The 21,001-nt window shown below is 70.7% G+C and carries 17 protein-coding genes; 8 read left to right on the plus strand and 9 right to left on the minus strand.

All coding sequences use genetic code 11. The features are described from left to right. Positions 1–177 precede the first annotated feature (177 nt). Positions 178–756: a pyridoxamine 5'-phosphate oxidase family protein gene (locus tag J2X26_RS20925; protein ID WP_307494648.1), complete on the minus strand. Its 579-nt coding sequence runs from the start codon at positions 754–756 to the stop codon at positions 178–180. Positions 757–931: 175 nt separating this feature from the next. Between J2X26_RS20925 and J2X26_RS20930 the strand changes: the two genes are divergently transcribed. Beyond that, entirely contained in the window at positions 932–1,723 is a 792-nt protein-coding gene (locus J2X26_RS20930) for a DUF2306 domain-containing protein (protein ID WP_307494649.1), read from the plus strand. Here the strand turns inward: J2X26_RS20930 and J2X26_RS20935 are convergent. Together J2X26_RS20935 and J2X26_RS20940 are read right to left on the minus strand one after the other, a co-directional pair. Continuing rightward, a complete protein-coding gene (locus J2X26_RS20935; protein WP_307494650.1) occupies positions 1,702–3,399 on the minus strand; it encodes a glycoside hydrolase family 13 protein in 1,698 nt (565 codons plus the stop codon). The two genes, J2X26_RS20930 and J2X26_RS20935, sit on opposite strands and share 22 nt — an antisense overlap. 13 nt (positions 3,400–3,412) lie before the next feature. Further along, a complete protein-coding gene (locus J2X26_RS20940; RefSeq protein WP_307494651.1) occupies positions 3,413–4,564 on the minus strand; it encodes an ROK family transcriptional regulator in 1,152 nt (383 codons plus the stop codon). A gap of 112 nt (positions 4,565–4,676) precedes the next feature. Here J2X26_RS20940 and J2X26_RS20945 point away from each other — a divergent pair, with 112 nt between their 5' ends. The 6 genes from J2X26_RS20945 to J2X26_RS20970 all read left to right on the plus strand — a co-directional run bounded on the left by J2X26_RS20945 (position 4,677) and on the right by J2X26_RS20970 (position 10,883). After that, entirely contained in the window at positions 4,677–6,887 is a 2,211-nt protein-coding gene (locus J2X26_RS20945) for an alpha-galactosidase (protein ID WP_307494652.1), read from the plus strand. A 26-nt stretch (positions 6,888–6,913) separates the two neighbouring features. Then, a complete protein-coding gene (locus J2X26_RS20950; protein WP_307494653.1) occupies positions 6,914–8,173 on the plus strand; it encodes an ABC transporter substrate-binding protein in 1,260 nt (419 codons plus the stop codon). A gap of 2 nt (positions 8,174–8,175) precedes the next feature. Beyond that, complete coding sequence (locus J2X26_RS20955; protein ID WP_082571054.1) at positions 8,176–9,111, plus strand: carbohydrate ABC transporter permease; 936 nt, start codon at positions 8,176–8,178, stop codon at positions 9,109–9,111. After that, the gene (locus J2X26_RS20960) at positions 9,111–10,019 is read left to right on the plus strand and encodes a carbohydrate ABC transporter permease (protein WP_055922676.1); all 909 of its coding nucleotides are present in this window, start codon (positions 9,111–9,113) and stop codon (positions 10,017–10,019) included. Before J2X26_RS20955 ends, J2X26_RS20960 begins: the two co-directional genes overlap by 1 nt. Before the next feature lie 109 nt (positions 10,020–10,128). Further along, positions 10,129–10,560, plus strand: a complete 432-nt coding sequence (locus J2X26_RS20965; RefSeq protein WP_307494654.1) for a hypothetical protein — start codon at positions 10,129–10,131, stop codon at positions 10,558–10,560. Then, entirely contained in the window at positions 10,560–10,883 is a 324-nt protein-coding gene (locus J2X26_RS20970) for a winged helix-turn-helix domain-containing protein (protein WP_307494655.1), read from the plus strand. The genes J2X26_RS20965 and J2X26_RS20970 overlap by 1 nt, the downstream gene beginning before the upstream one ends. A gap of 47 nt (positions 10,884–10,930) precedes the next feature. Here J2X26_RS20970 and ilvD read toward each other — a convergent pair whose 3' ends face one another. The 6 genes from ilvD to J2X26_RS21000 form a co-directional block, all read right to left on the minus strand. Next, a complete protein-coding gene (gene ilvD, locus J2X26_RS20975) occupies positions 10,931–12,661 on the minus strand; it encodes a dihydroxy-acid dehydratase (RefSeq protein ID WP_307494656.1) in 1,731 nt (576 codons plus the stop codon). A gap of 103 nt (positions 12,662–12,764) precedes the next feature. Then, positions 12,765–14,054 carry an extracellular solute-binding protein gene (locus J2X26_RS20980; RefSeq protein WP_307494657.1) on the minus strand — a complete coding sequence of 430 codons (1,290 nt, stop codon included), beginning with the start codon at positions 14,052–14,054 and terminating at the stop codon, positions 12,765–12,767. A gap of 220 nt (positions 14,055–14,274) precedes the next feature. After that, positions 14,275–16,494 (minus strand): glycoside hydrolase family 3 N-terminal domain-containing protein, encoded by a 2,220-nt coding sequence (locus tag J2X26_RS20985; RefSeq protein ID WP_307494719.1) that lies wholly within the window; start codon positions 16,492–16,494, stop codon positions 14,275–14,277. A gap of 108 nt (positions 16,495–16,602) precedes the next feature. Next, positions 16,603–17,496: a carbohydrate ABC transporter permease gene (locus J2X26_RS20990; RefSeq protein ID WP_307494658.1), complete on the minus strand. Its 894-nt coding sequence runs from the start codon at positions 17,494–17,496 to the stop codon at positions 16,603–16,605. Further along, positions 17,493–18,530 (minus strand): carbohydrate ABC transporter permease, encoded by a 1,038-nt coding sequence (locus tag J2X26_RS20995; RefSeq protein WP_307494659.1) that lies wholly within the window; start codon positions 18,528–18,530, stop codon positions 17,493–17,495. Before J2X26_RS20995 ends, J2X26_RS20990 begins: the two co-directional genes overlap by 4 nt. Positions 18,531–18,535: 5 nt before the next feature. Next, positions 18,536–19,837: an ABC transporter substrate-binding protein gene (locus J2X26_RS21000; protein WP_307494660.1), complete on the minus strand. Its 1,302-nt coding sequence runs from the start codon at positions 19,835–19,837 to the stop codon at positions 18,536–18,538. Between the two features lie 173 nt (positions 19,838–20,010). Between J2X26_RS21000 and J2X26_RS21005 the strand changes: the two genes are divergently transcribed. Beyond that, on the plus strand, positions 20,011–20,991 hold the full coding sequence (locus tag J2X26_RS21005; protein WP_439897890.1) for a LacI family DNA-binding transcriptional regulator: 981 nt from the start codon (positions 20,011–20,013) through the stop codon (positions 20,989–20,991). Positions 20,992–21,001 lie beyond the last annotated feature (10 nt).

A 21,001-nucleotide genomic window follows, 5' to 3' on the forward strand; every position in this document is an offset into this window, starting at 1 on the left:
GAGCCACGTACGGGCTGGACGAGGGGCGAGCGCGCTGACGGGGCCTGTGCGGGAGGCCTCTAGCCGGCGCGCTCAGGAAGTACTACGAGAAGGATCGTCTGCACCCGTTGGACACTACGCCCACGTTTCCGATGTGTCACGCCACCACGGTGGCGTCTCACATCGTGGTTCACGGGATCAGTCGGTGGACAGCGCCGTAGGCACGGGATCCATGTCGAACGCCGGCAGCCCGTCGATGCTGGTCCGGTTCTTGAGCCGCCGGTAGTCCGCCTGACCCTCGACGCCCTTGCGCTCCATGTACGGCGGCAGCAGGTCCCGCTCCCCCTCGAGCGTCATGAGCGGGACGCCGTAGCCGCACGAGTCGGAGACCCGGTCGACCTCGACGACGATCACCGCACGGGCGCCCCGCGTCTCGGGGAACAGCGCCGCGAGCTCGTCGAAACCCTCGTCGTACAGCGTCACGAACCGGCCGCGGCCGTACAGCCGGACGATGTTGGGCGGCCCCTCGAACGCGCAGAACATGAGCGTGATCCGGCCGTCGTCGCGCAGGTGCGCGATGGTCTCGGCGCCGCTGGCGGTCAGGTCGAGGTAGGCGACCGTGTGCTCGTCGAGCACCACGAACGAGCCGGCGATGCCCTTGGGTGAGAGGTTCACGTGACCGTCGGGGCCGCTCGGCGCCGTCGCGACGAAGAACATCGGCTGTGCGTCGATGAACGCCCGCAGCCGGCCGTCGATCTTCTCGTGGACCTTGCCCATGGTCGACCACCTCTCCGCCGGAACATCGGCACGACGACCCTAACCAACGCCCCGGACGCGGCTCGGACGGTCTCGCCTTCCGGTCAGGAGGGCCGAGCCCGGGGGCGCGCCACCGTGTTGACGCGTGGGTGTGCCCCACCGACATGGGCCGGGGACATACCTACCGTTGTCGGACATGACGACCCTCTCGACCGACGCGCCGCCGAGCCCTCCCGCGCGTCCGTCCCGTCCGTCCCGGTCCGCCCGACGACGCCGCCGGGCCGTCGGCCGCATCGGCTGGGTCGCGGTGCTGCTCACGTCGCTCACGATCGTCGCCTACTCGGCGGTGCCCTATCTCCTGGGGTCGCTCGAGCAGCTCGACCCCGACCGGGCGCCGCTCGCACCCGCGTACGCGCAGACGCCGACCGTGGTGCAGGTCGCGCTCGTCGTCCACATCGTCGGGGCGGCCGTCGCGCTGTTCGTCGGCCCCTTCCAGTTCTGGGCGGCGTCGCGGCGTCGGTTCCCGGGACTGCACCGGTGGCTGGGCCGCACCTACCTCGTCGGGGTGTGGGTGGGTGGGCTCGCGTCGTTGGTCATGGCCCCGTACAACACCGCGGGCATGATCGGGTTCCTCGGGTTCGGGACGCTCGGCGTGCTGTGGGTCTGGACGGGCTGGCGCGCCTACCGGGCGATCCGGACCGGTGACGTCCGGTCGCACCAGGCATGGATGATCCGGAACTTCTCGCTCACGTTCGGGGCGGTCATGCTGCGCATCTGGACGGGGACGCTCGTCGCCGCGCAGGCGTTCGCCGCCGGTGACGCGTTCGACTTCGACGCCGCCTTCGAGAACGCGTACAACGCGGTGACCTTCCTGGCGTGGGTGCCGAACCTCGTGGTCGCCGAGTGGATGATCCGGCGGCGCGGGCTCCCGGGGCTGCGGATCGTCGACCCGGTGGCCCGGACCGCTCAGTCGGACGACCGGCGGTAGACGCGCGCCTCCCACGGGCGCAGGGCAGGGCCGGGCGCGGGAGGGTAGTTGCCGATCAGCAGCTCACCGGGGTGGTGCTCGAGCGCGGCCTCCTGCTCCTCGCCCGAGAAGTTGCCCAGGACTGTCAGCGTGACGTCGCCGAGCCGTCGCGTGAACGCGTACACGTGCTCGTGGTCCGGCAGGAGCATCGTGAAGTCGCCGAGCGCGACCACCGGGTCCTCGTGCCGCAGCGCGATGAGCGCCCGGTAGTAGTGGAAGACCGAGCCGGGGTCGGCGCGCTCCGCCGCGGCGTTGATCGCCGGGTAGTTGGCGTTCACCTCGATCCACGGGGTGCCCGTGGTGAACCCGGCGTGCGGGGAGCCGTCCCACTGCATCGGGGTCCGGGCGTTGTCGCGGCCCATCGCGGCGATGCCCGCCAGCAGGTCCTCGTCGGTCCCGGTCCCCACCGAGCGCGCGACCGCCACGTGGTTCAGCGTCTCGATGTCGCGGTACTGGTCGAACCGCGTGAAGTGCGCGTTCGTCATCCCCAGCTCTTCGCCCTGGTACACGTACGGCGTGCCGCGGTGCAGGTGCAGGACGGTGGCGAGCATGGTCGCCGACTCCCGTCGGAACGCACCGTCGTCGCCGAACCGCGACACGATGCGCGGCTGGTCGTGGTTGTCCCAGTAGAGGCTGTTCCAGCCGACGTCGGCCAGCCCCGCCTGCCAGCGACCGAACGACGCCTTCAGGTCGAGCAGCCGCAGCGGGCGGACGTCGAACTTGCCGCCCGGGCCGTGGTCGAGGCCGACGTGCTCGAACTGGAACACCATGTCGACCTCGGCGCGCGCCGGGTCGGTGAAGTCCCGCGCCTGCTCGACCGTCACGCCCGGCATCTCCCCGACCGTCAGCAGCCGCTCGGGACGACCGGCGAAGACCGCCTGGTGCATCTCCGCGAGGAACTCGTGGATGCGCGGGCCGCAGACGTAGGACGCGGAGCCGTCGGCGAGCAGGCCGCCCGTGACCACGCCGTCGGGAAGCGTCGTGTCCTTGGAGACGAGGTTGATGACGTCCATGCGGAAGCCGTCGACCCCGCGGTCCAGCCACCAGCGCATCATCGCGTAGACAGCGTCGCGGACCTGCGGGTTCTCCCAGTTCAGGTCCGGCTGCTTGCGGCTGAACAGGTGCAGGAAGTACTCGCCGGAGGCCTCGTCGAGCTCCCAGACCGACCCGCCGAAGAACGAGCCCCAGTTGGTCGGCTCCGCCCCCGGGGCGCCCGCCACCATCCCGTCGCGGGGCGGCCGCCACCAGTACCAGTCGCGCTTGGGGCTCGACGGGTCCCGGGACTCGACGAACCACGCGTGCTCGTCGGACGTGTGGTTGACGACCAGGTCCATGACCAGCTTCATGCCCCGCACGTGCAGCGCCGCGACCAGGTCGTCGAGGTCCTCGAGCGTGCCGAACACGGGGTCGACGGCCTGGTAGTCGCTGATGTCATAGCCGTTGTCGTCCTGCGGGGAGGCGTAGATCGGCGACAGCCAGACCACGTCGACGCCGAGCTCAGCCAGGTGGTCGAGCCGCCCGAGGATGCCCCGCAGGTCGCCGATGCCGTCGCCGTCCGAGTCCGCGAACGAGCGTGGGTAGACCTGGTACACGACGGCCCGGGTCCACCAGGGGGCGTCCTGCGTCGTCCACGTCATGCGAGGGCTCCTCTCAGGGTGCGGGAGTGGGGAGCAGCTCCTGCTCCACCTGGTCGAGGTCGATGCGGTCGACGGCGTCCTGGATCGCGATCGTCGCCGCTCCCCGGGCCCACGCGGAGAAGCCGGAGTCGTCGACGTAGAGCCTGACGGGTTCGGCGCGCGGGTCCCGGTCGGCGGCGATGGCCGCCCGCACCCGGTCCTCCGCGAGGGAGAACAGCCCGATGCCCTCGCCGGCGAGCACGGCCGCGGGCTGCAGGGTCAGGTTGGCGGCCATCGCGACGAGACGCCCGAGCGCGGCCGCGGCCTCGTCGACGACGGTCGTCGCGGCCGGGTCGCCCGCGGCGGCGAGCCGCAGCACCTCGTCGTAGTCGACCGGGCGCTGCAGCGCCGCCGTCACCTGGGCCGCGATCGACCCCGACGTCAGCATGGCCTCCGCGCAGCCGCGGTGACCCGCGTGGCAGACGGGCCCGGTGCCACCCAGCGGGATGTGCCCGCCCAGGCCCACGCCCGCCTCGCGCGAGTGCACGGCCTGGCCGTTCACGACGAGCGCATAGCCGATGCCGGCGCCGATGGTGATGACGACGAAGCCGGGGATGCCGGCGCCCCGCCCGAACCAGCGCTCGGCCTCGGCGAGGGCGACGAGGTCGTTCTCGATCGACGCGGGGACTCCCAGCTCGGCCTCGACGAGGCCGGCCAGGGGCACGTCGGTCCAGTCGAGGAACGGGGCGAACTCCACACGGCCGTCCCGGACGGCGCCCCCGAGCGACACCCCGACGCCCGCGAGGCGATCGATGCCCAGCCCGCGGACCGCGCGAGCGATCTCGGCGGCGACGCCTTCCGGGTCGCGGCGCTGCAGCGGGTGCTCCTCGTAGGCCAGGAGCCCGGCGCGCACGTCCGTAGCGACCACGTGGAGGGCGTCCCCCGTGATCTTGACGCCCGCGAAGTGGGCCAGGCCCGGCCGCACGTCGAGCGGCCGGACGGGCCGGCCGACCGACCCGTCGGACCGGTCGTCGAGCTCGACCATGAGCCCGCGGTCGAGGAACGGCTTGGCCAGCCGCGTGAGGCTCGGCGGCGACAGCCCGAGGCGGCTGGTGAGCTCGCTGCGGGAGATCGGCCCGTGGATCAGCACCGCGCGTGCGAGGGCTCTCTCGCTGTCGCTCAGCATGCACTCGACCGGTTCATTGGTTCCATCATGGCACGAACAGCGGTGGGAACCGGGTGATTTCCGTGTTTGGCGAGTCTTGTGCGATCTGTTTCTTCCGTGTTAGAACTAACTCATGCTCTCCCACGACGAGGTGACGACCGACCACACCCCCACCGCGCCCCAGCCCGACGCGGCGGGACGGGTGCTCCACCTGCACCGTGGGGGCACCAGCGTCGTGGTCGACCTCGACGCCGCCCCGCACCCGGCGATCGTGCACTGGGGCGAGGAGCTCACGGGCTCGAGCGAGCAGACGCTGCGCGGCCTGGCCGTCGCGGCACGTCCGCAGCGGGTCTCGGGCGGCCTGGACGAACCCGCTCGCGCCACGCTCGTGGCGACTCCGGGGGGCGGATGGCTCGGCACACCCGGCTTGGAAGGGCACCGCGACGGAGCCTCGTTCAGCGTCCGCCTGGAGCTCGTCGACGTCCAGGCAGACGACCACCGGGCGCAGCTGTCGCTCGTCGACCGGGAGGCCCGTCTCAGCGTGCAGCTGGAGCTCAGCGTCGGCACCGCCGGGCTGTTCCACCAGCGCATCACGCTGCGCAACGACGGCGACTCCCGCTACACCGTCCAGCACCTGCACCTCGCGTTCCCCGTGCCGTGGGACGCCACCGAGATCCTCGACACCACCGGACGCCACCTGCGGGAACGGTCGCCGCAGCGGCACCCGTTCGGATACGGGACGTACCTGCGCGAGAGCCGTCGCGGGCGGCCCGGCGCGGACGCCACCCTCGTGCTGGCCGCCGGTCGCCCCGGGTTCGGCTTCGAGCGCGGACGCGTCCACGCCGTCCACGTCGCGTGGAGCGGCAACCACCGGCTCGTCGCGGAGCGGTCCGTGTCGGGCGAGGCGTTCCTTGCGGGAGGCGAGCTGTTCGCACCCGGGGAGGTGGTCCTCGCACCCGGCGGGTCGATCACGTCCCCGGAGGCCATCGGATCCTGGGGAGACGGGCTGAGCGAGCTCGCGCACCGCTTCCACGACGAGTGGCGCAGCCGGCCGGCCCATCCGCGCCGACCCCGGCCCATCACGCTCAACACGTGGGAGGCTGTGTACTTCGACCACTCGCTCGAGCGACTGACCGCGCTCGCGGACGCCGCCGCATCCGTCGGTGTCGAGCGGTTCGTGCTCGACGACGGCTGGTTCGTCGGCCGCCGCGACGACACGGCCGGGCTGGGTGACTGGTATGTCGACCCGACGGTCTGGCCCGACGGGCTGCACCCCCTCGTGGACCACGTCCACGACCGCGGCATGGAGTTCGGGCTGTGGGTGGAGCCCGAGATGGTCAACCCCGACAGCGACCTCGCGCGGGAGCACCCGGACTGGATCCTGCGGGCGCGGATGGCGCTGCCGCAGTCGGCACGCCAGCAGCAGGTGCTCGACCTCGCCCACGAGGACGCCTACGCCTACATCGCCGCGCGCTTGCACGCGCTGCTCGACGAGTACCCGATCGCGTACCTGAAGTGGGACCACAACCGCGACCTGCTCGACGCCGGCAGCGGCCCGGAGGGCGTCGCCCGGGTCCGCGAGCACACGCTCGCCCTCTACCGCCTGCTGGACGAGCTCAAGGCCGCCCACCCCGGGCTCGAGATCGAGAGCTGCGCATCGGGGGGTGCGCGGGTCGACCTGGGCATCCTGGCCCGCACGGACCGCATCTGGACCAGCGACACCCTCGACCCGCTCGAGCGGCTGACCAACCAGCGGTACACCGCCCTGCTGGTGCCGCCCGAGCTGATGGGCATGCACCTGACCAGCCCCGTCGTGCACTCCACCGGCCGGACCGTGGACCTGGACTTCAGCGCCGCGGTCGCGCTGCTCGGTCACGTCGGGATCGAGTGGGACCTCACCGCGACCGACGACGAGACGCGCTCCCGCATCGCCGCGTGGGTGGAGCTCGCCAAGCACGTCCGCCCGCTCGTGGCGGCCGGTCGCACCGTCGACGTCGACGGCACCGAGCCCGGCATCGACGTCCGCGGCATCGTCGCGCGCGACCGCTCTTCGGCCGTGTTCACCCTCACGCAGACCGACACGACCGTGGCCTACCCGCCCGGACGGGTCCGGATCCCCGGGCTCGACCCCGGACGGCAGTACCGCATCCGGGTCGTCGGCGGCTCGACGACCGCCGCGGCCCAGTCGGGCCTCGAGTGGCAGGACCACGGCATCGCACTGACGGGCCGTGAGCTCGACGCCGTCGGCCTGCGGCCCCCGGTCCAGTACCCCCAGAGATCCACCGTCATCGAGCTGACAGCCGAGGACGGAGCACCACACCAGGCGCAAGGAGGCGCACGATGAGACACCGAATGACGCGACGAGGTCGCGTGGCAGCGGCAGCCGGGGCGGTGGCCCTGCTGACCGTCGTCGGCGGCTGCGGCAACGAACCGTCCGACGGCGTGACCACCCTGAGCTTCTTCCAGTTCAAGGGTGAGGCGCTCGAGGACTTCAACCAGATCATCGCCGACTTCGAGGCGGAGAACCCGGACATCCGCGTCGTGCAGAACCAGGTCGCCGACGCCGACACGGCCATCCGGACGCTGCTGGTCAAGGACAAGGCGCCGGACGTCATCACGCTGAACGCCAGCGGGAACTTCGGGCGGCTCGCCCAGGCCGGGGTCTTCTACGACTTCTCCGACGAGCCGGTGCTGGGCACCATCAACCCGGCGGTGCAGGAGATCATCGCGGACCTGGGCACCAACGGTGACGAGGTGAGCGGCCTCGGCTACGTCAACAACGCCAACGGCGTCATCTACAACCAGGACATCTTCGAGGAGCAGGGCCTGGAGGTCCCCGAGACGTGGGACGAGCTCATCGCCGTGTGCGACGCGCTCGAGGCCGCCGGCATCACCCCGTTCTACGGCACCCTGGCGGACTCGTGGACCGGGCTGCCGTCCTTCAACGCTCTCGGTGCCTACCCGGCGATGGACGACTTCTTCGACAAGATGCGCGAGCAGGGCGAGGACACCGGCCCCGACTCGGAGGTGTCGTTCGAGAAGAACTTCGCCGAGGCGATGGACCAGCAGTACCAGCTGTTCGAGTACATGCAGGACGGCTACCGGGGCGCGACCTACGACGACGGCAACGCCGCGTTCGCGAACGGCGAGGTGGCCATGCTCCTGCAGGGCATCTGGGCGCTGAGCCCGGTCAAGGGGATCAACCCGGACATCCGGACGGGGATCTTCCCGTACCCGGCCGCGGACGACCCGGCCGACCGCGTGCTGGTCTCCGGCGTCGACGTCGTCGTGACGATGGCCAAGGACTCGCCCCGCAAGGAGGAGGCGCTGCGGTTCATCGACTACCTGTTCCAGAAGGACGTGATCGAGGAGTTCGCCGCCTCGCAGAACATGGTCCCGTCCGTGGAGGGGGCCGAGCTCAGCGACGAGCCGGCGATCCAGTCGGTCGCGCCGTACTTCGACGAGGGCCGGATCGCCGGCTTCATCGACCACCAGATCCCGCCCAGCATCCCGCTGGCGGCCATCGACCAGCAGTTCCTGTTCAGCGGCGACGCAGAGGCTGCGCTCGCCACCCTCGACAGCGAGTGGAGCAAGGTCGCCGCTCGCACCATCCCCGTGACGGGAGAATGACGATGACGTCCTCCACGCAAGCCCCACCGGCCCCACCCGCGGCCGGCGGCACCGGTCGCACGACGATCCCGCCCGTCAAGGTCGGCCGCGCGCAGACCACGTTCTACTGGATGGTCTGGCCCGCAGTCATCGCGTTCTTCCTGTTCCACACCGTCCCGGTGCTCGTCGGCATCTTCTACAGCTTCACCAACTACGCCGGCTACGGCGGGTGGAACTTCGTCGGGCTGTCCAACTACGCCAACCTGTTCAAGGACGACCGAATCCTGGCGGCGTACGGGTTCTCGTTCCTGTTCGCGATCGCCGCGACCATCCTGACGAACGCGATCTCGCTGGCCATCGCGATGGGCCTGAACGCCAAGATCATGGCCCGCAACCTGTTCCGTGGCGTGTACTTCGTGCCCTACGTCCTGGCGGCCCTGGTCATCGGCTACGTGTTCCAGTTCCTGTTCTCCAGCTCGCTGCCGAAGATCCTGTCGGGCATCCCCCTGATCGCCGACAACATCCTCACGAACGAGACGTGGGCGTGGACCGCGATCGTCGCGCTCGCCGTCTGGCAGGCCTGCGCCTTCACGATCATCATCTACCTGTCCGGCTTGCAGACGATCCCGCGCGAGCTCTACGAGGCCGCGTCCCTGGACGGCGCCAAGCCCTGGCGGCAGTTCTCGTCGATCACCTTCCCGTTGATCAGCGCGTTCTTCACGATCAACGTCGTGCTGAGCCTCAAGGGCTTCCTGCAGGTCTTCGACCAGATCGTCGCCCTGACGAACGGCGGCCCGGGCACGGCGACCGAGTCCGTGACCCTGCTCATCTTCCGAGGCGGGTTCTCCGGCGGGGAGTTCGCCTACCAGTCGGCGAACGCGGTGATCTTCTTCATCGTCATCACCATCGTCTCGCTGTTCCAGTTCAAGGTCCTTCAGCGCAGAGAGGCGGACTTCTGATGACCACCGCAGGCACCGCGCTCGGCCAGGCCGAGGCCGTCCTTCCCGAGCCTCGGCGGCGCCGCACGAAGAACGTCGCCGACGACGACTCCCGCAAGATCAACTGGTGGGTGACCGCACTGATCGCGGTGTGCTCCCTGACGATCCTGATCCCGCTGTACCTGGCGGTCGTCGTGGCCCTCAAGACTCCCGACCAGCTCGCCGCCGGCACCGGCTTCGAGTGGCCGAACCCCGTCCGCTGGGAGAACTTCGCCGAGGCGTGGGAGCGGACGAGCTTTCCCCAGGCGCTCATGAACACCGCGATGATCACCGTCGGGGCGGTCGTCCTCACGCTGCTCACCAGCTCGGTCGTCGCCTACGGCATCGCGCGGAACATCCACCGACCGTTCTTCAAGGGCGTCTTCTTCTACCTGCTGGCGGCCCTGTTCATCCCGTTCCCGATCATCATGCTGCCGCTCGTGAAGCAGACCTCGCTCCTGGGCCTCGACAACCAGGCGGGCATGATCGTGCTCTACACGATCTACGGGCTGTCGCTGAACATCTTCATCTACACCGCCTACATCCGATCGATCCCGATCGAGCTGGAGGAGGCGGCGCGGGTCGACGGCGCCTCGACGTGGCGGGTGTTCCGGCAGATCATCTTCCCGCTGCTGACCCCCATGAACGCGACGGTCGGCATCCTCACCTGCGTGTGGGCGTGGAACGACTTCATCATGCCGCTCGTGGTGCTCACCGACCCGGGAGCCCGGACGCTCCCGCTCGCGCAGTACGTGTTCCAGGGCCAGTTCAACACCGACTACACGGTGGCGTTCGCGTCCTACCTCATGGCCATGGCGCCGCTGCTGGTGGTCTACATCTTCAGCCAGCGCTGGGTCATCTCCGGGGTCACGCGGGGGTCGATCAAGTAGGGCACGACTGCTCGACACCCGCGCGAAGACGGGCCCGCTCCCCCTCCGGAGCGGGCCCGTCGTCGTGCTGGGCCTTGCGAAAGTACTTTCACTAGTGGAAAGTACTTCCATGACCTCCACGAACCCCACGCCCGACGAGGCACGCCAGCTGCTCGCCATGAGCGCCGGAGCCGCCGGTTCCCTGCGCGCCGCCGGCCAGAACCGGCACGCCCAGTGGCTCACCGGCCTCGCGACCAGCACCTTCATGTTCTACGTCGGCCTGAGCACCATCCCCGACGACGGCCCGGCTCTCGTCCTGTGCGGCGCGTACATGGCGTCGTGCCTGGTCCTGTCCGTCTCCCTGCTCCGGGGCGTCACCGTGACGAAGGAAGGCATGGGCCGGCGCTGGATCGGCGCCATCCGTGGCTGGGGCATCGCCTACACGGTCACCCTCATCGTCGGGCTCACCTGGCTGCGCGAGTCCGTCCTCTTCTGGCTGCTCGCCTCGGTCGTCGTCACTGCACCGCTGGCCGTCGGCGCCTGGCGCGAGGGACGCGCCTGATGCCCCCGCTCCCCGGGAGCGACTCCGTCGGTGAGGAGGCGCGCGCCCGCCTGGACGACGTCATCCACTCCCCCGTGCGGCTGTCCGTGGTCGCCGCCCTCGCCGCCACGGACGAGGCCGAGTTCGCCGCCGTCCGCGACGCGGTGCAGATCAGCGACTCGGCGCTCAGCAAGGCCGTGACCGCCCTCGAGCAGGCCGAGTACGTGCACGTGCGCAAGGGGTACGTCGGCAAGCGACCCCGCACGTGGCTCAAGCTCACGCCCGCGGGCCGCGACGCCTTGCGCGAGCACCTGGCGGCGCTGCGGGCGATCGCGGGCGCCTGAACGCGCGAACGGCCCGGTCCGTGGGAGGACCGGGCCGTTCGAGCCGCTCAGATCAGCACCGCGCCCTTCGACGCCGACTGCACCAGCTTCGCGTACTTGGCCAGCACGCCGCGCGTGTACGTGGGGGGCAGCGGCGCCCAGCCGGCCTTGCGAGCCTCGAGCTCCTCGGCGCTGACCAGCAGGTCCAGCGTCCCGTTGGCCACGTCCAGCTGGATCCGGTCGCCGTCCTGGACGAATGCGATCGGTCCGCCGTCGACCGCCTCGGGTGCCACGTGCCCGACACAGAGGCCGGTGGTGCCCCCGGAGAAGCGACCGTCGGTGAGCAGCAGGACGTCCTTGCCCAGGCCGGCGCCCTTGATCGCGCCCGTGATGGCGAGCATCTCGCGCATGCCCGGGCCGCCCTTGGGGCCCTCGTAGCGGATGACGACCACGTCGCCGGCGACGATCGTGCCGTCCTCCAGCGCGTCCATCGCGGCGCGCTCGCGCTCGAAGACGCGTGCGGTCCCCTCGAACACGTCGGAGTCGAAGCCGGCCGACTTCACCACGGCACCCTCGGGTGCGAGCGAGCCGTGCAGGATCGTGATGCCGCCCGTCTTGTGGATCGGGTTGTCCAGGGCGCGCAGGATCTTGCCGTCCGGGTCGGGCGGGTTCACGTCGGCCAGGTTCTCCGCGACCGTCTTGCCGGTCACGGTCAGGCAGTCGCCGTGCAGGAGACCCGCGTCGAGCAGCGCCTTCATCACGACCGGGACACCACCGATGCGGTCGACGTCGTTCATGACGAAGCGGCCGAACGGCTTGAGGTCGCCCAGGTGCGGGACCTTCGCGGCGACGCGCGAGAAGTCGGCGAGCGTGAGGTCGACCTCGGCCTCGTGCGCGATCGCGAGCAGGTGCAGGACCGCGTTGGTGGAGCCGCCGAACGCCATGACGACGGCGATGGCGTTCTCGAACGCCTCCTTGGTCATGATCTGGCGCGCCGTGATGCCCTGGCGCAGCAGCTCGACGACCGCCTCGCCGGACTTCTTGGCGAACGCGTCCCGGCGGCGGTCGGCCGACGGCGGGGCCGCGGAGCCGGGGATCGACATGCCGATCGCCTCGGCCACCGACGCCATCGTGTTGGCGGTGTACATGCCGCCGCAGGCGCCCTCGCCGGGACAGATGGCCCGCTCGATCCGGTCGACGTCCTCGCGGCTCATGAGCCCGCGGGCGCACGCGCCGACGGCCTCGAACGCGTCGATGATCGTGACGTCCTTCTCGGTGCCGTCCTCGAGCTTGACCCAGCCCGGCGCGATCGACCCGGCGTAGAGGAACACGCTGGCCAGGTCGAGGCGGGCGGCGGCCATGAGCATGCCCGGCAGGGACTTGTCGCAGCCGGCCAGCAGCACCGAGCCGTCGAGACGTTCGGCCTGCATGACGGTCTCCACCGAGTCGGCGATGATGTCGCGGCTGACCAGCGAGAAGTGCATGCCCTCGTGGCCCATGGAGATGCCGTCGGACACCGAGATCGTGCCGAACTCGAGCGGGTAGCCGCCCGCCGCGTGCACGCCGGCCTTGGCCGCCTGGGCCAGCCGCTGGAGCGAGAGGTTGCAGGGCGTGATCTCGTTCCAGGAGCTGGCGACGCCGATCTGGGGCTTCGCGAAGTCGTCGTCGCCGAGGCCTACCGCGCGGAGCATGCCGCGCGAGGCCGTGGCCTCGAGGCCGTCGGTGACGGTGCGCGAGCGGGGCTTGATGTCGACGGGGGGAGCAGTGGAGCTGGGGGCGTTGTCCGACGTCACGGTCATGCTCGCGAGTGTATGACTGCGCCCGCGCCCGGCAGCGGGAGGGTCACCCTGCGGACGGCGTCCCCCGTCGACCTCGGGAGAGATCGACAGGGGACGCTCCGGCTCAGCCTCCGGCGGCGGCGTTCATCGCGTCGACGACGTCCGCGGCCGAACCGGTGCCGGCGAACTGCTGGGCGATCGCGTCGTTCAGCGCGCCACCGACCGTGCTGCCGTACGCGACGTCGAGCCAGAGCTGCACGTACGGCGCCTTGTTGCGGAAGCCGAGCAGCGCCGCCATGTTCGGGTCGCTCACCCCGGCCTCGGACCCCTGGGTGACCGGCAGCCCCGCGCCCGTCTCGGCGTAGTCCGTCTGGACGTCGACGCTCAGGATGTACTTCAGGAACTCGACGCACTCCGGCGGCGCGTCCGCCGAGCAGGAGAAGCCGTCGCCGCCACCGAGCGCCGAGTACGCGTTGCCCTGGCCACCCGCGGTGAGGGGGAACGGGAACCAGCCGAGGTCGTCGCCCAGGCCTGTGCCGTTCTCCGCCAGGCCCGACATGACACCGGGGTGCCAGTGGCCCATCAGCTCCATCGCCGCACCGCCGTTGGCCAGGAGCGCCGCGGAGCTCGTGTCGCCCTGCTGCGCGGGGGCCTCGAGGAAGCCGTCCTGGAACGGCGACGTCGCGAGGAATGCCTCCAGGTCCTCCCCTGCCTTCTCGAAGCACGGGTCGCTGAAGCTCTTCGACGCACCCGCCGCGATCATCGTGTCGGGCTCGCAGGCGCGCAGCGCGTAGTTGTACCAGTAGTGCGCGGCCGGCCACTTGTCGCCCGCGCCGACGGCGATGGGCACGATGCCCGCCGCCCGGAGCTTCACGACCGCGGCGTCCAGGTCCTCCTGGAGGATCGGGGTGCTCTCGATCCCGGCCTGCGCGAACAGCGCGCGGTTGTACCAGAACCCCTCCACGCCCATGCTGAACGGCAGCCCGTACGTGCGGCCCTCGAGCTGCCACCCGGCGGCCGAGCCGCCGATGAGCTCGAGCTCGGAGCTCACGTCGTCGGTCAGGTCGAGCAGGACTCCGGCGGCCACCTGCTCACCCATCTGCCCGCCACCCCACTGCTGGAAGATGTCCGGGAAGGCCCCCGTCGCCAGGGCGTCGGCGAGCTTGGCCTTGAGCTCCTCGTTCTGGATGGGCACGTTCTCGATCGTGACGTTCGGGTGGTCGGCCTCGAAGCCGAGGGCCACCCGCTCGAAGTAGCTGTTCAGCGGCTCGTCGATGCCGTTGTGCCACCACGTCAGGGTGACCGGCTCGCCGTCGGAGCCTCCCGCGTCTCCGCCGGCGCCCCCGCAGGCGGCCAGCAGTGCTGTCGTGGCGGCGATCGCCACGATCGACCTCCCGGTGCGCGCGATTCCCATGTCGTAGTCCTCTCAGGTCGTCGTTGACGTGCTGGGACAGCGCGGGCAGGGCCAGCGCGACGGTGCGGTGTTCCGACATCGTTATCGACATCGTTATCGAGGAACAGGAGAAAAGTCCCCCGATCGGCGGATCCAGGTCTTTCTGCAGGTCAGCAGGCACTCAGCGGGTACAGCGAGGCCGTCGTCGGCGGCAGCCCGCGGACGACGGCCTCTCGACTGCTCAGCCGGTGACCGACACCGTGGTCCAGCGCGGGCTGTCCACGCCGACCTGGTGGACCGGGCCGGTGAGGGTGATGCGCGCCTCGGTCTCGCGCTCGGCGCAGGACGGGCCCACCCAGAGCTCGACCGCACCCGGCTCGACCACGCGCACGAGGTCGCGGTCGGAGAACGCCAGCCGGGTCGTCGGGACCGAGAAGGTCAGCACGGCGGACTCGCCGGCCTCGAGGTGGACACGCCGGTACCCGACGAGCTGCGCCACCGGGCGGGTCACCGAGCCGACGACGTCGTGCGCGTAGAGCTGCACGACGTCGGCCCCGGGCCGGTCCCCCGTGTTGGTGACGCGGACGCTCGCCCCGATGTGCCCGTCGGTCGGCACCTGCGCATCCACCTCGAGATCAGTGTGCGCGAACGTCGTGTAGGACAGCCCGTGCCCGAACGGGAGCGCCGGGGTGCTGCGCAGGTTGGTGACGTCCCCGTTCCCGCCCAGCTGCGGGTGCAGGTACGTGAACGGCTGCGCGCCGGCGGAGCGCGGCATGCTCACCGGAAGGTGCCCCGAGGGGTTCACCCGGCCGGAGAGCACCCCGGCGACGGCGGTGCCGCCCTCCTCGCCCGGGAAGAACGCCTGCACCACGGCCGCGCAGCGGTCCAGCGCCCAGTCGATCGCGTAGGGCCGGCCGGTGAGCAGGACGAGCACGACGGGCGTGCCCGAGTCCAGGACCGCCTCGACCAGCTCGCGCTGCACGCCGGGCAGCTCCAGGTCGTCGCGGTCGCAGCCCTCCCCCACGGTCCCCCGGCCGAACAGCCCGGCGTGGTCGCCGACGACGAGCACGGCCACCTCGGCGGACGCCGCCGCTCGGACGGCCTCCCCGAAGCCGGACCGGTCGTCGTCGTCGACCGCACAGCCGACGGCCGTGACGATCTCGGCTGTGGGGAGCTCGGCCGCGAGGGCCTGCCGGACCGTCGGGCTCTCGAACCCGACCTCGGCCTCGGGGTGGTGCGCGAGCACGTGGTTCAGGAAGGAGTAGCAGCCGAACAACGCCTCGGCGCGGTCGGCGTTGGGGCCGATCACGGCCACGCGCCCCGCGTGCCCCAGGGGCAGCGTGCCGTCGTTGGACAGCAGGACGACGGACTCCTCGGCCAGCTGGGCCGCCAGCCCGCGGTGCACGGGGCTGTCGAGGTCGACGGTCGTCGGCGGCTCGTCGTCGAACGTCGCGTCGAGCAGCCCGAGCTCGTCCTTCTGCCGCAGCGCCCGCAGGACGGCCCGGTCGACCAGCGCCTCGTCGACGCGCCCGGTACGGACCGCCTCGGCGAGCGGGGCCAGGTAGGCGTCCCCCGTCGGCAGCTCGATGTCCACGCCCGCCGCGAGGGCGAGCCCGGCGGCCTCGCCGAGGTCGCCGGCGACCTCGTGCAGGAGGTGCAGGAACGCCACCCCGAAGTAGTCGGCGACCACCGGTCCGTCGAAGCCCCACCGGTCGCGCAGGACACCCGTCAGCAGGCGGGGGTCGGCCGCCACCGGGACGCCGTCGATCTCGTTGTACGAGCTCATGACCGAGCGCGCCCCGCCGTCGAGGAGCGCCATCTCGAACGGCACCAGCAGGACGTCCTCGACCTCGCGCGGGCCGGCGTGCACCGGCGCGAAGTTCCGCCCCGACTGGGAGCCCGAGTAGCCGACGAAGTGCTTGAGCGTCGCGTGCACGCCCGTCGACTGCAGGCCGCGCACGTACGACGTACCGATCGTGCCGACGACGTACGGGTCCTCCGCGATGCACTCGTCGACACGGCCCCACCGAGGGTCCCGGATGACGTCGAGGACGGGTGCGAGGCCCTGGTGGATGCCGAGCGTGCGCATCGACCCCCCGATCGCCTCACCCATCTGCTCGACCAGGTCGGGGTCGAACGACGCACCCCAGGCCAGCGGCGTCGGGAACGTCGCCGCGCGCCACGCCGAGAGCCCCGTGAGGCACTCCTCGTGCACGAGCGCCGGGATGCCCAACCGGGTCCCGCGCACCAGCCGGCGCTGGAGGTTCCAGAGCCACGTCGCGCGCTCTGCCGCGTCGACCGGGCGGGTGCCGTACACGCGGGTCAGGTGCCCGAGCCCGTGCTGCATGGCCTCGTCGAGAGTCTGCTCGCGCGTGAACTCGCCCTGGAGCGGGGCGACGACCTCGCCGTCGCCCTTCTCCCAGAACCCGACGATCTGGGCCAGCTTCTCCTCGAGGGTCATCCGGGCGAGCAGCTCGCTCGCTCGGTCGACGGCCGCAGGAACAGCCAGGGTCTGAAGATCCGTCACGGATCTGTCTCCTTCGGTGGTGACGTTCTGGATGCTCACGGATCAGCCCTTGACCGCACCCTGGAGGCCGTTGACGATCCGCTTCTGCATGGCCAGGAAGAACACGAGCGCCGGGATCATGGCCAGGCTGGTGAACGCGAACACGCCCGCCATGTCGGAGGAGTGCTCCGAGGAGAAGTCGGCGACGCCCAGGGGCAGCGTCTTCATCTCGCTCTGCAGCAGGAGCAGCGGGAGCAGGTACGCGTTCCACGAGCCCACGAAGGCGAGCACGCCGACGGTGACCATGCCCGGGCCGGACAGCGGCAGCAGGATCCGCCAGAAGAAGCCGATGCGGGAGGCGCCGTCGAGCAGGGCCGCCTCCTCGAGCTCGTCGGGGAGCGCCTGCAGGAAGGGCCGCAGGATGACGACCGTCACCGGCAGCGCGAACGCCGCCTGCGGCAGTGCGACGCCCCACCAGGTGTTCCCCATGCCCAGGTCCGTGATGAGGATGAACAACGGGATGATCGCGACCGTCGCCGGGAACAGCAGGCCGAGCACGAAGACCATGAACAGCTGCTCGCGGCCCTTGAACTTGTACCGGGCCAGCGGGTAGGCGGCCATGATCCCGAAGACCACCACGAGGGCGGTGGTGAGCAGCGCGATCGCCGTGGAGTTGAGCGCGTACTTCCAGAAGCTCGGGTTGCTCAGCACGCCCACGTAGTTGGTCAGCACCCACGGGTCCGGCAGGCCGGCCGGGGTCTCGGCCAGCTGCGCGTTGGTGCGGAAGCCGCTCAGCACGCCGTAGAGCACGGGCCCGACGGTCAGGGCGACGACGACGAGCGCCAGGCCGTAGACCAGCGGGTTGCCGCCGGTGTACTTGCCGGTCCGTCGTCGCGCGCCCTTGGCGGCCTTGGGGGTGGTCGATGGGGTGGTCGACGGCACGGTCAGGGCGCTCATGCCTTGGCCTTCTTCCGGGGTGCGGGGTCCTGGATGTCACGGCGCAGGATGAAGCGCTGGTACAGGAGGGCCAGGACGAGGGCGACGATGAAGAGGATCACGGAGGCTGCTCCGGCGATCCCGTAGTTCTGCCGCTTGGTGCCCTCGTTGATGAGGAAGGTCGCCATGGTCGTGGTCGCGTTGGCGGGGCCGCCGCCGGTGAGGATCCAGACCATGTCGAAGAGCTGGAGCGAGCCGAGCATCGACAGGAACGCCCAGGTGCGGATGGTCGGGCCGAGCAGCGGGAGCGTGATCTTGCGCTGCGTCTGCCACCAGCTGGCCCCGTCGATCTGGGACGCCTCGTACAGCTCCTCGGGGACGCTCTGCAGGCCGGCGAGGAACAGGATCACCGCGAGACCGAGGTACTTCCAGGTCAGGACGACGATGACCGTCCACAGCGCGTACTCGGGGGTGCCGAGGAAGCCTTGCTCCGGACCGCTGATGCCGACCGCGGCGAGCACGGTGTCGATGACGCCGTACTTCGGCTGCAGCATCTGCAGCCACACCACACCGGCGATGACCTCCGCCAGCACGTACGGGACGAAGATGATGGTGCGCAGGACGCCCTGGCCCCACATCCTGCGGTTGAGCAGGAGGGCGATGGCCAGGCCGAGCGGGAGCTGGAGGGCGATCGAGGCCACCACGACGATCAGGTTGTGCTGGAGCGCGCCGATGAAGACGTCGTTCTGCAGGACGCTGACGTAGTTCTTCAGGCCGACGAAGTCGACCAGGGGGCCGTAGCCCTTCCAGCGGTAGGCCGAGAGCTGGACCGCCCTGATGATCGGCACCACCACGAAGAGCAGGAACAGCAGCAGGGCGGGTGCCACGAAGAAGGCGATCTCCAGGCGCTTGCGGACAGCCGACCCCGTCCCACGGCGTCCGCCCGTGGCCGGGGCCACCGGCCGCGCCGAAGCGCGACCGGTGACCGGGGCCTGCGGGGAGGACGTCGCAGGCGAGTCGGTGACGCCCACGCGGGCGGTCGTCTCGTCTGCCACGTCGGTCACTTCTCCGCGTCAGCCGCCGCCTGCGTGGCGTCGACGATGTCCTGCGGGGTGGCCTGGCCGGCGAAGGCCAGGGCGATCTCGTCGTTCATGGCGCCACCGACGGAGGCACCGAACGCCGTGTCGAAGTAGAGCTGGACGTACGGCGCCGCGTCACGGATCTTGAGGAGCTCGGCCAGGGCCGGGTCCGAGACGTACTGCGAGGCCGTGGAGTTGGTCGGCAGACCCATGTCCAGCTCCGCGAAGCCCTTCTGGACCTCGTCGGACAGCAGGTAGACCGCGAAGTCGACCGCGGCGTCGGGCGCCTCCTGCGAGACGGCCCAGGCGTCACCGCCACCGAGTGCGGCCTCCGAGTCGCCCTCGCCGCCGTCGACGGCCGGGAACGGGAACCAGCCCGTGTTCTCGCCGAGACCCTTGCCGTCCTCGGTGAGGCCCTGCATGACGCCGGGCTCCCAGTGTCCCTGCATCTCCATGGCGACCTTGCCGGTGGCCAGCAGACCGGAGGCGCTGGTCGCGCCCTCCTGCGCCTTCGTCTGCAGGAAGCCCGCGTTGAACGGCTCGGTGCCGATGAGCGCCTCGAGGTCCTCGCCTGCCTTGACGAAGCACTGGTCGGAGAAGTCGAGCGTCTGCACGGCGTCCGTCAGGACGTCCTGCGAGCACTCGCGCAGCGCGAAGTAGTACCAGTAGTGCGCGGCGGGCCACTTGTCACCGGCGCCGACGGAGACGGGCTCGATGCCCGCGGCCTTGAGCTTGTCGGTGGCCGCGTTGAAGTCGTCCCACGTGGCGGGGGGCTCGGTGATGCCGGCCTGCTCGAAGAGCGCCTTGTTGTACCAGAAGCCGACGACGCCGACGGAGAACGGGAGGCCGTAGGTCTTGTCGTCCACCTGCCAGCCGGCGATGGAGCCACCGATCTTCTCGATCGTGTCGGCGGCCGCCTCGGAGATGTCCTTCGTCAGGCCCGCCTCGACGTGGTCGGCCAGCTCGCCGCCACCACGCTCCATGTAGACGTCGGGGGCGTCTCCGCTCTGGAACGCGGCGTCGAGCTTGGTGAGCATGTCCTCGTGCTGCATGGCGTTGACCTCGACGGTCACGCCTGGGTTGGCGGCCTCGAAGTCGGCCGCGACCTTGTCGTAGTAGTCCTTGCCGTCACCGGTGTTGGAGTTGTGCCACCACGTGATCGTCGTGTCGCCGGAGGCGCCGTCGGTCGAGTCGTCGCCCGCGTCGCCCGAGCTGCAGGCGGTCGCGAGCAGGGCAATACCAGCACCCAGGGCAAGGGTGCGAAGGACTGTTGTCCTCATCATCGTTGAATCTCCTCGTCGTCACTGACAGGGCTGGACGGCGCCAAGGTTGGCACCCGAATCTGTGTGGTGTCAATCGTTGTCGATAACGTTATCGAAACGAAGGTCTCGGGTAGATAACGTTATCGAAACTATGCTCTATGCTCCGAGACGTGGACTCGACACCTCGCGTGAAGATGGAAGACGTCGCCCGGACCGCAGGCGTCTCGGTCGCGACGGTCTCCAAGGTGGTCAACGGGCGGTACGGCGTCGCCCAGGCGACGCTGACCCGCGTCCAGGAAGTCATCGACGAGCTCGGGTACGAGGCGAGCCTGGGTGCGCGGTCGCTGCGCAGCCACCGCACCAACGTCCTCGGCATCCTCGTGGCCGAGTTCGAGCCGTTCAGCACCGAGCTGCTCAAGGGGGCCTCCTCCGCTGTCGGCTCGACCGGCTACGAGCTGCTCGCCTACTCCGGCGGAGGCCGCGGCGCCGACGTGGGATGGGAGCGACGCTACCTGTCGCGGTTGTCCGGCACCCTGATCGACGGCGCCATCATCGTGACCCCGACGGTCGTCGAGGCGAACACCGGTGTCCCCGTCGTGGCCGTCGACCCGCACACCGGCCCCACCGGCCTGCCGACCGTCGACTCCGACAACTTCGCCGGCGCCGTGCTGGCCACCGAGCACCTCATCGGCCTGGGGCACCGCCGGATCGGCTTCCTCGGCGGGCGCCTGGACCTCGAGTCTGCCCGGCTGCGCGAGGACGGCTTCCGCAAGGCGATGGACACGGCCGGCCTCCCGGTCGACGAGGCTCTCGTGGCCGTCGGCGGGTACCGGCCCGAGACCGCCGACGGGCCGGCACGCGTTCTGCTGGGCCGGGCGGACCGGCCCACCGCGGTGTTCGCCGCGAACGACCTGTCGGCCATCCAGGTGATGGCGGTCGCGGTCGAGCTCGGCATGACCGTGCCGGACGACCTGTCGGTGATCGGGTTCGACAACGTCCCCGAGTCGGCGCTGGCCTCTCCCCCGCTGACCACGATCAACCAGCCGCTGCAGGAGATGGGCGCCGAGGCCCTGCGGCTGCTGGTGGACCTCATCGACGGCAAGGAGCGGTCCACCCACCTGCGGCTGCCGACCGAGCTGGTCCTGCGCGCGTCCTGCGCACCGCCCCGCCACTGACCTGCTGCGG

It is taken from the genome of Cellulomonas humilata (assembly GCF_030814415.1).
Lineage (GTDB): Bacteria > Actinomycetota > Actinomycetes > Actinomycetales > Cellulomonadaceae > Cellulomonas > Cellulomonas humilata_A.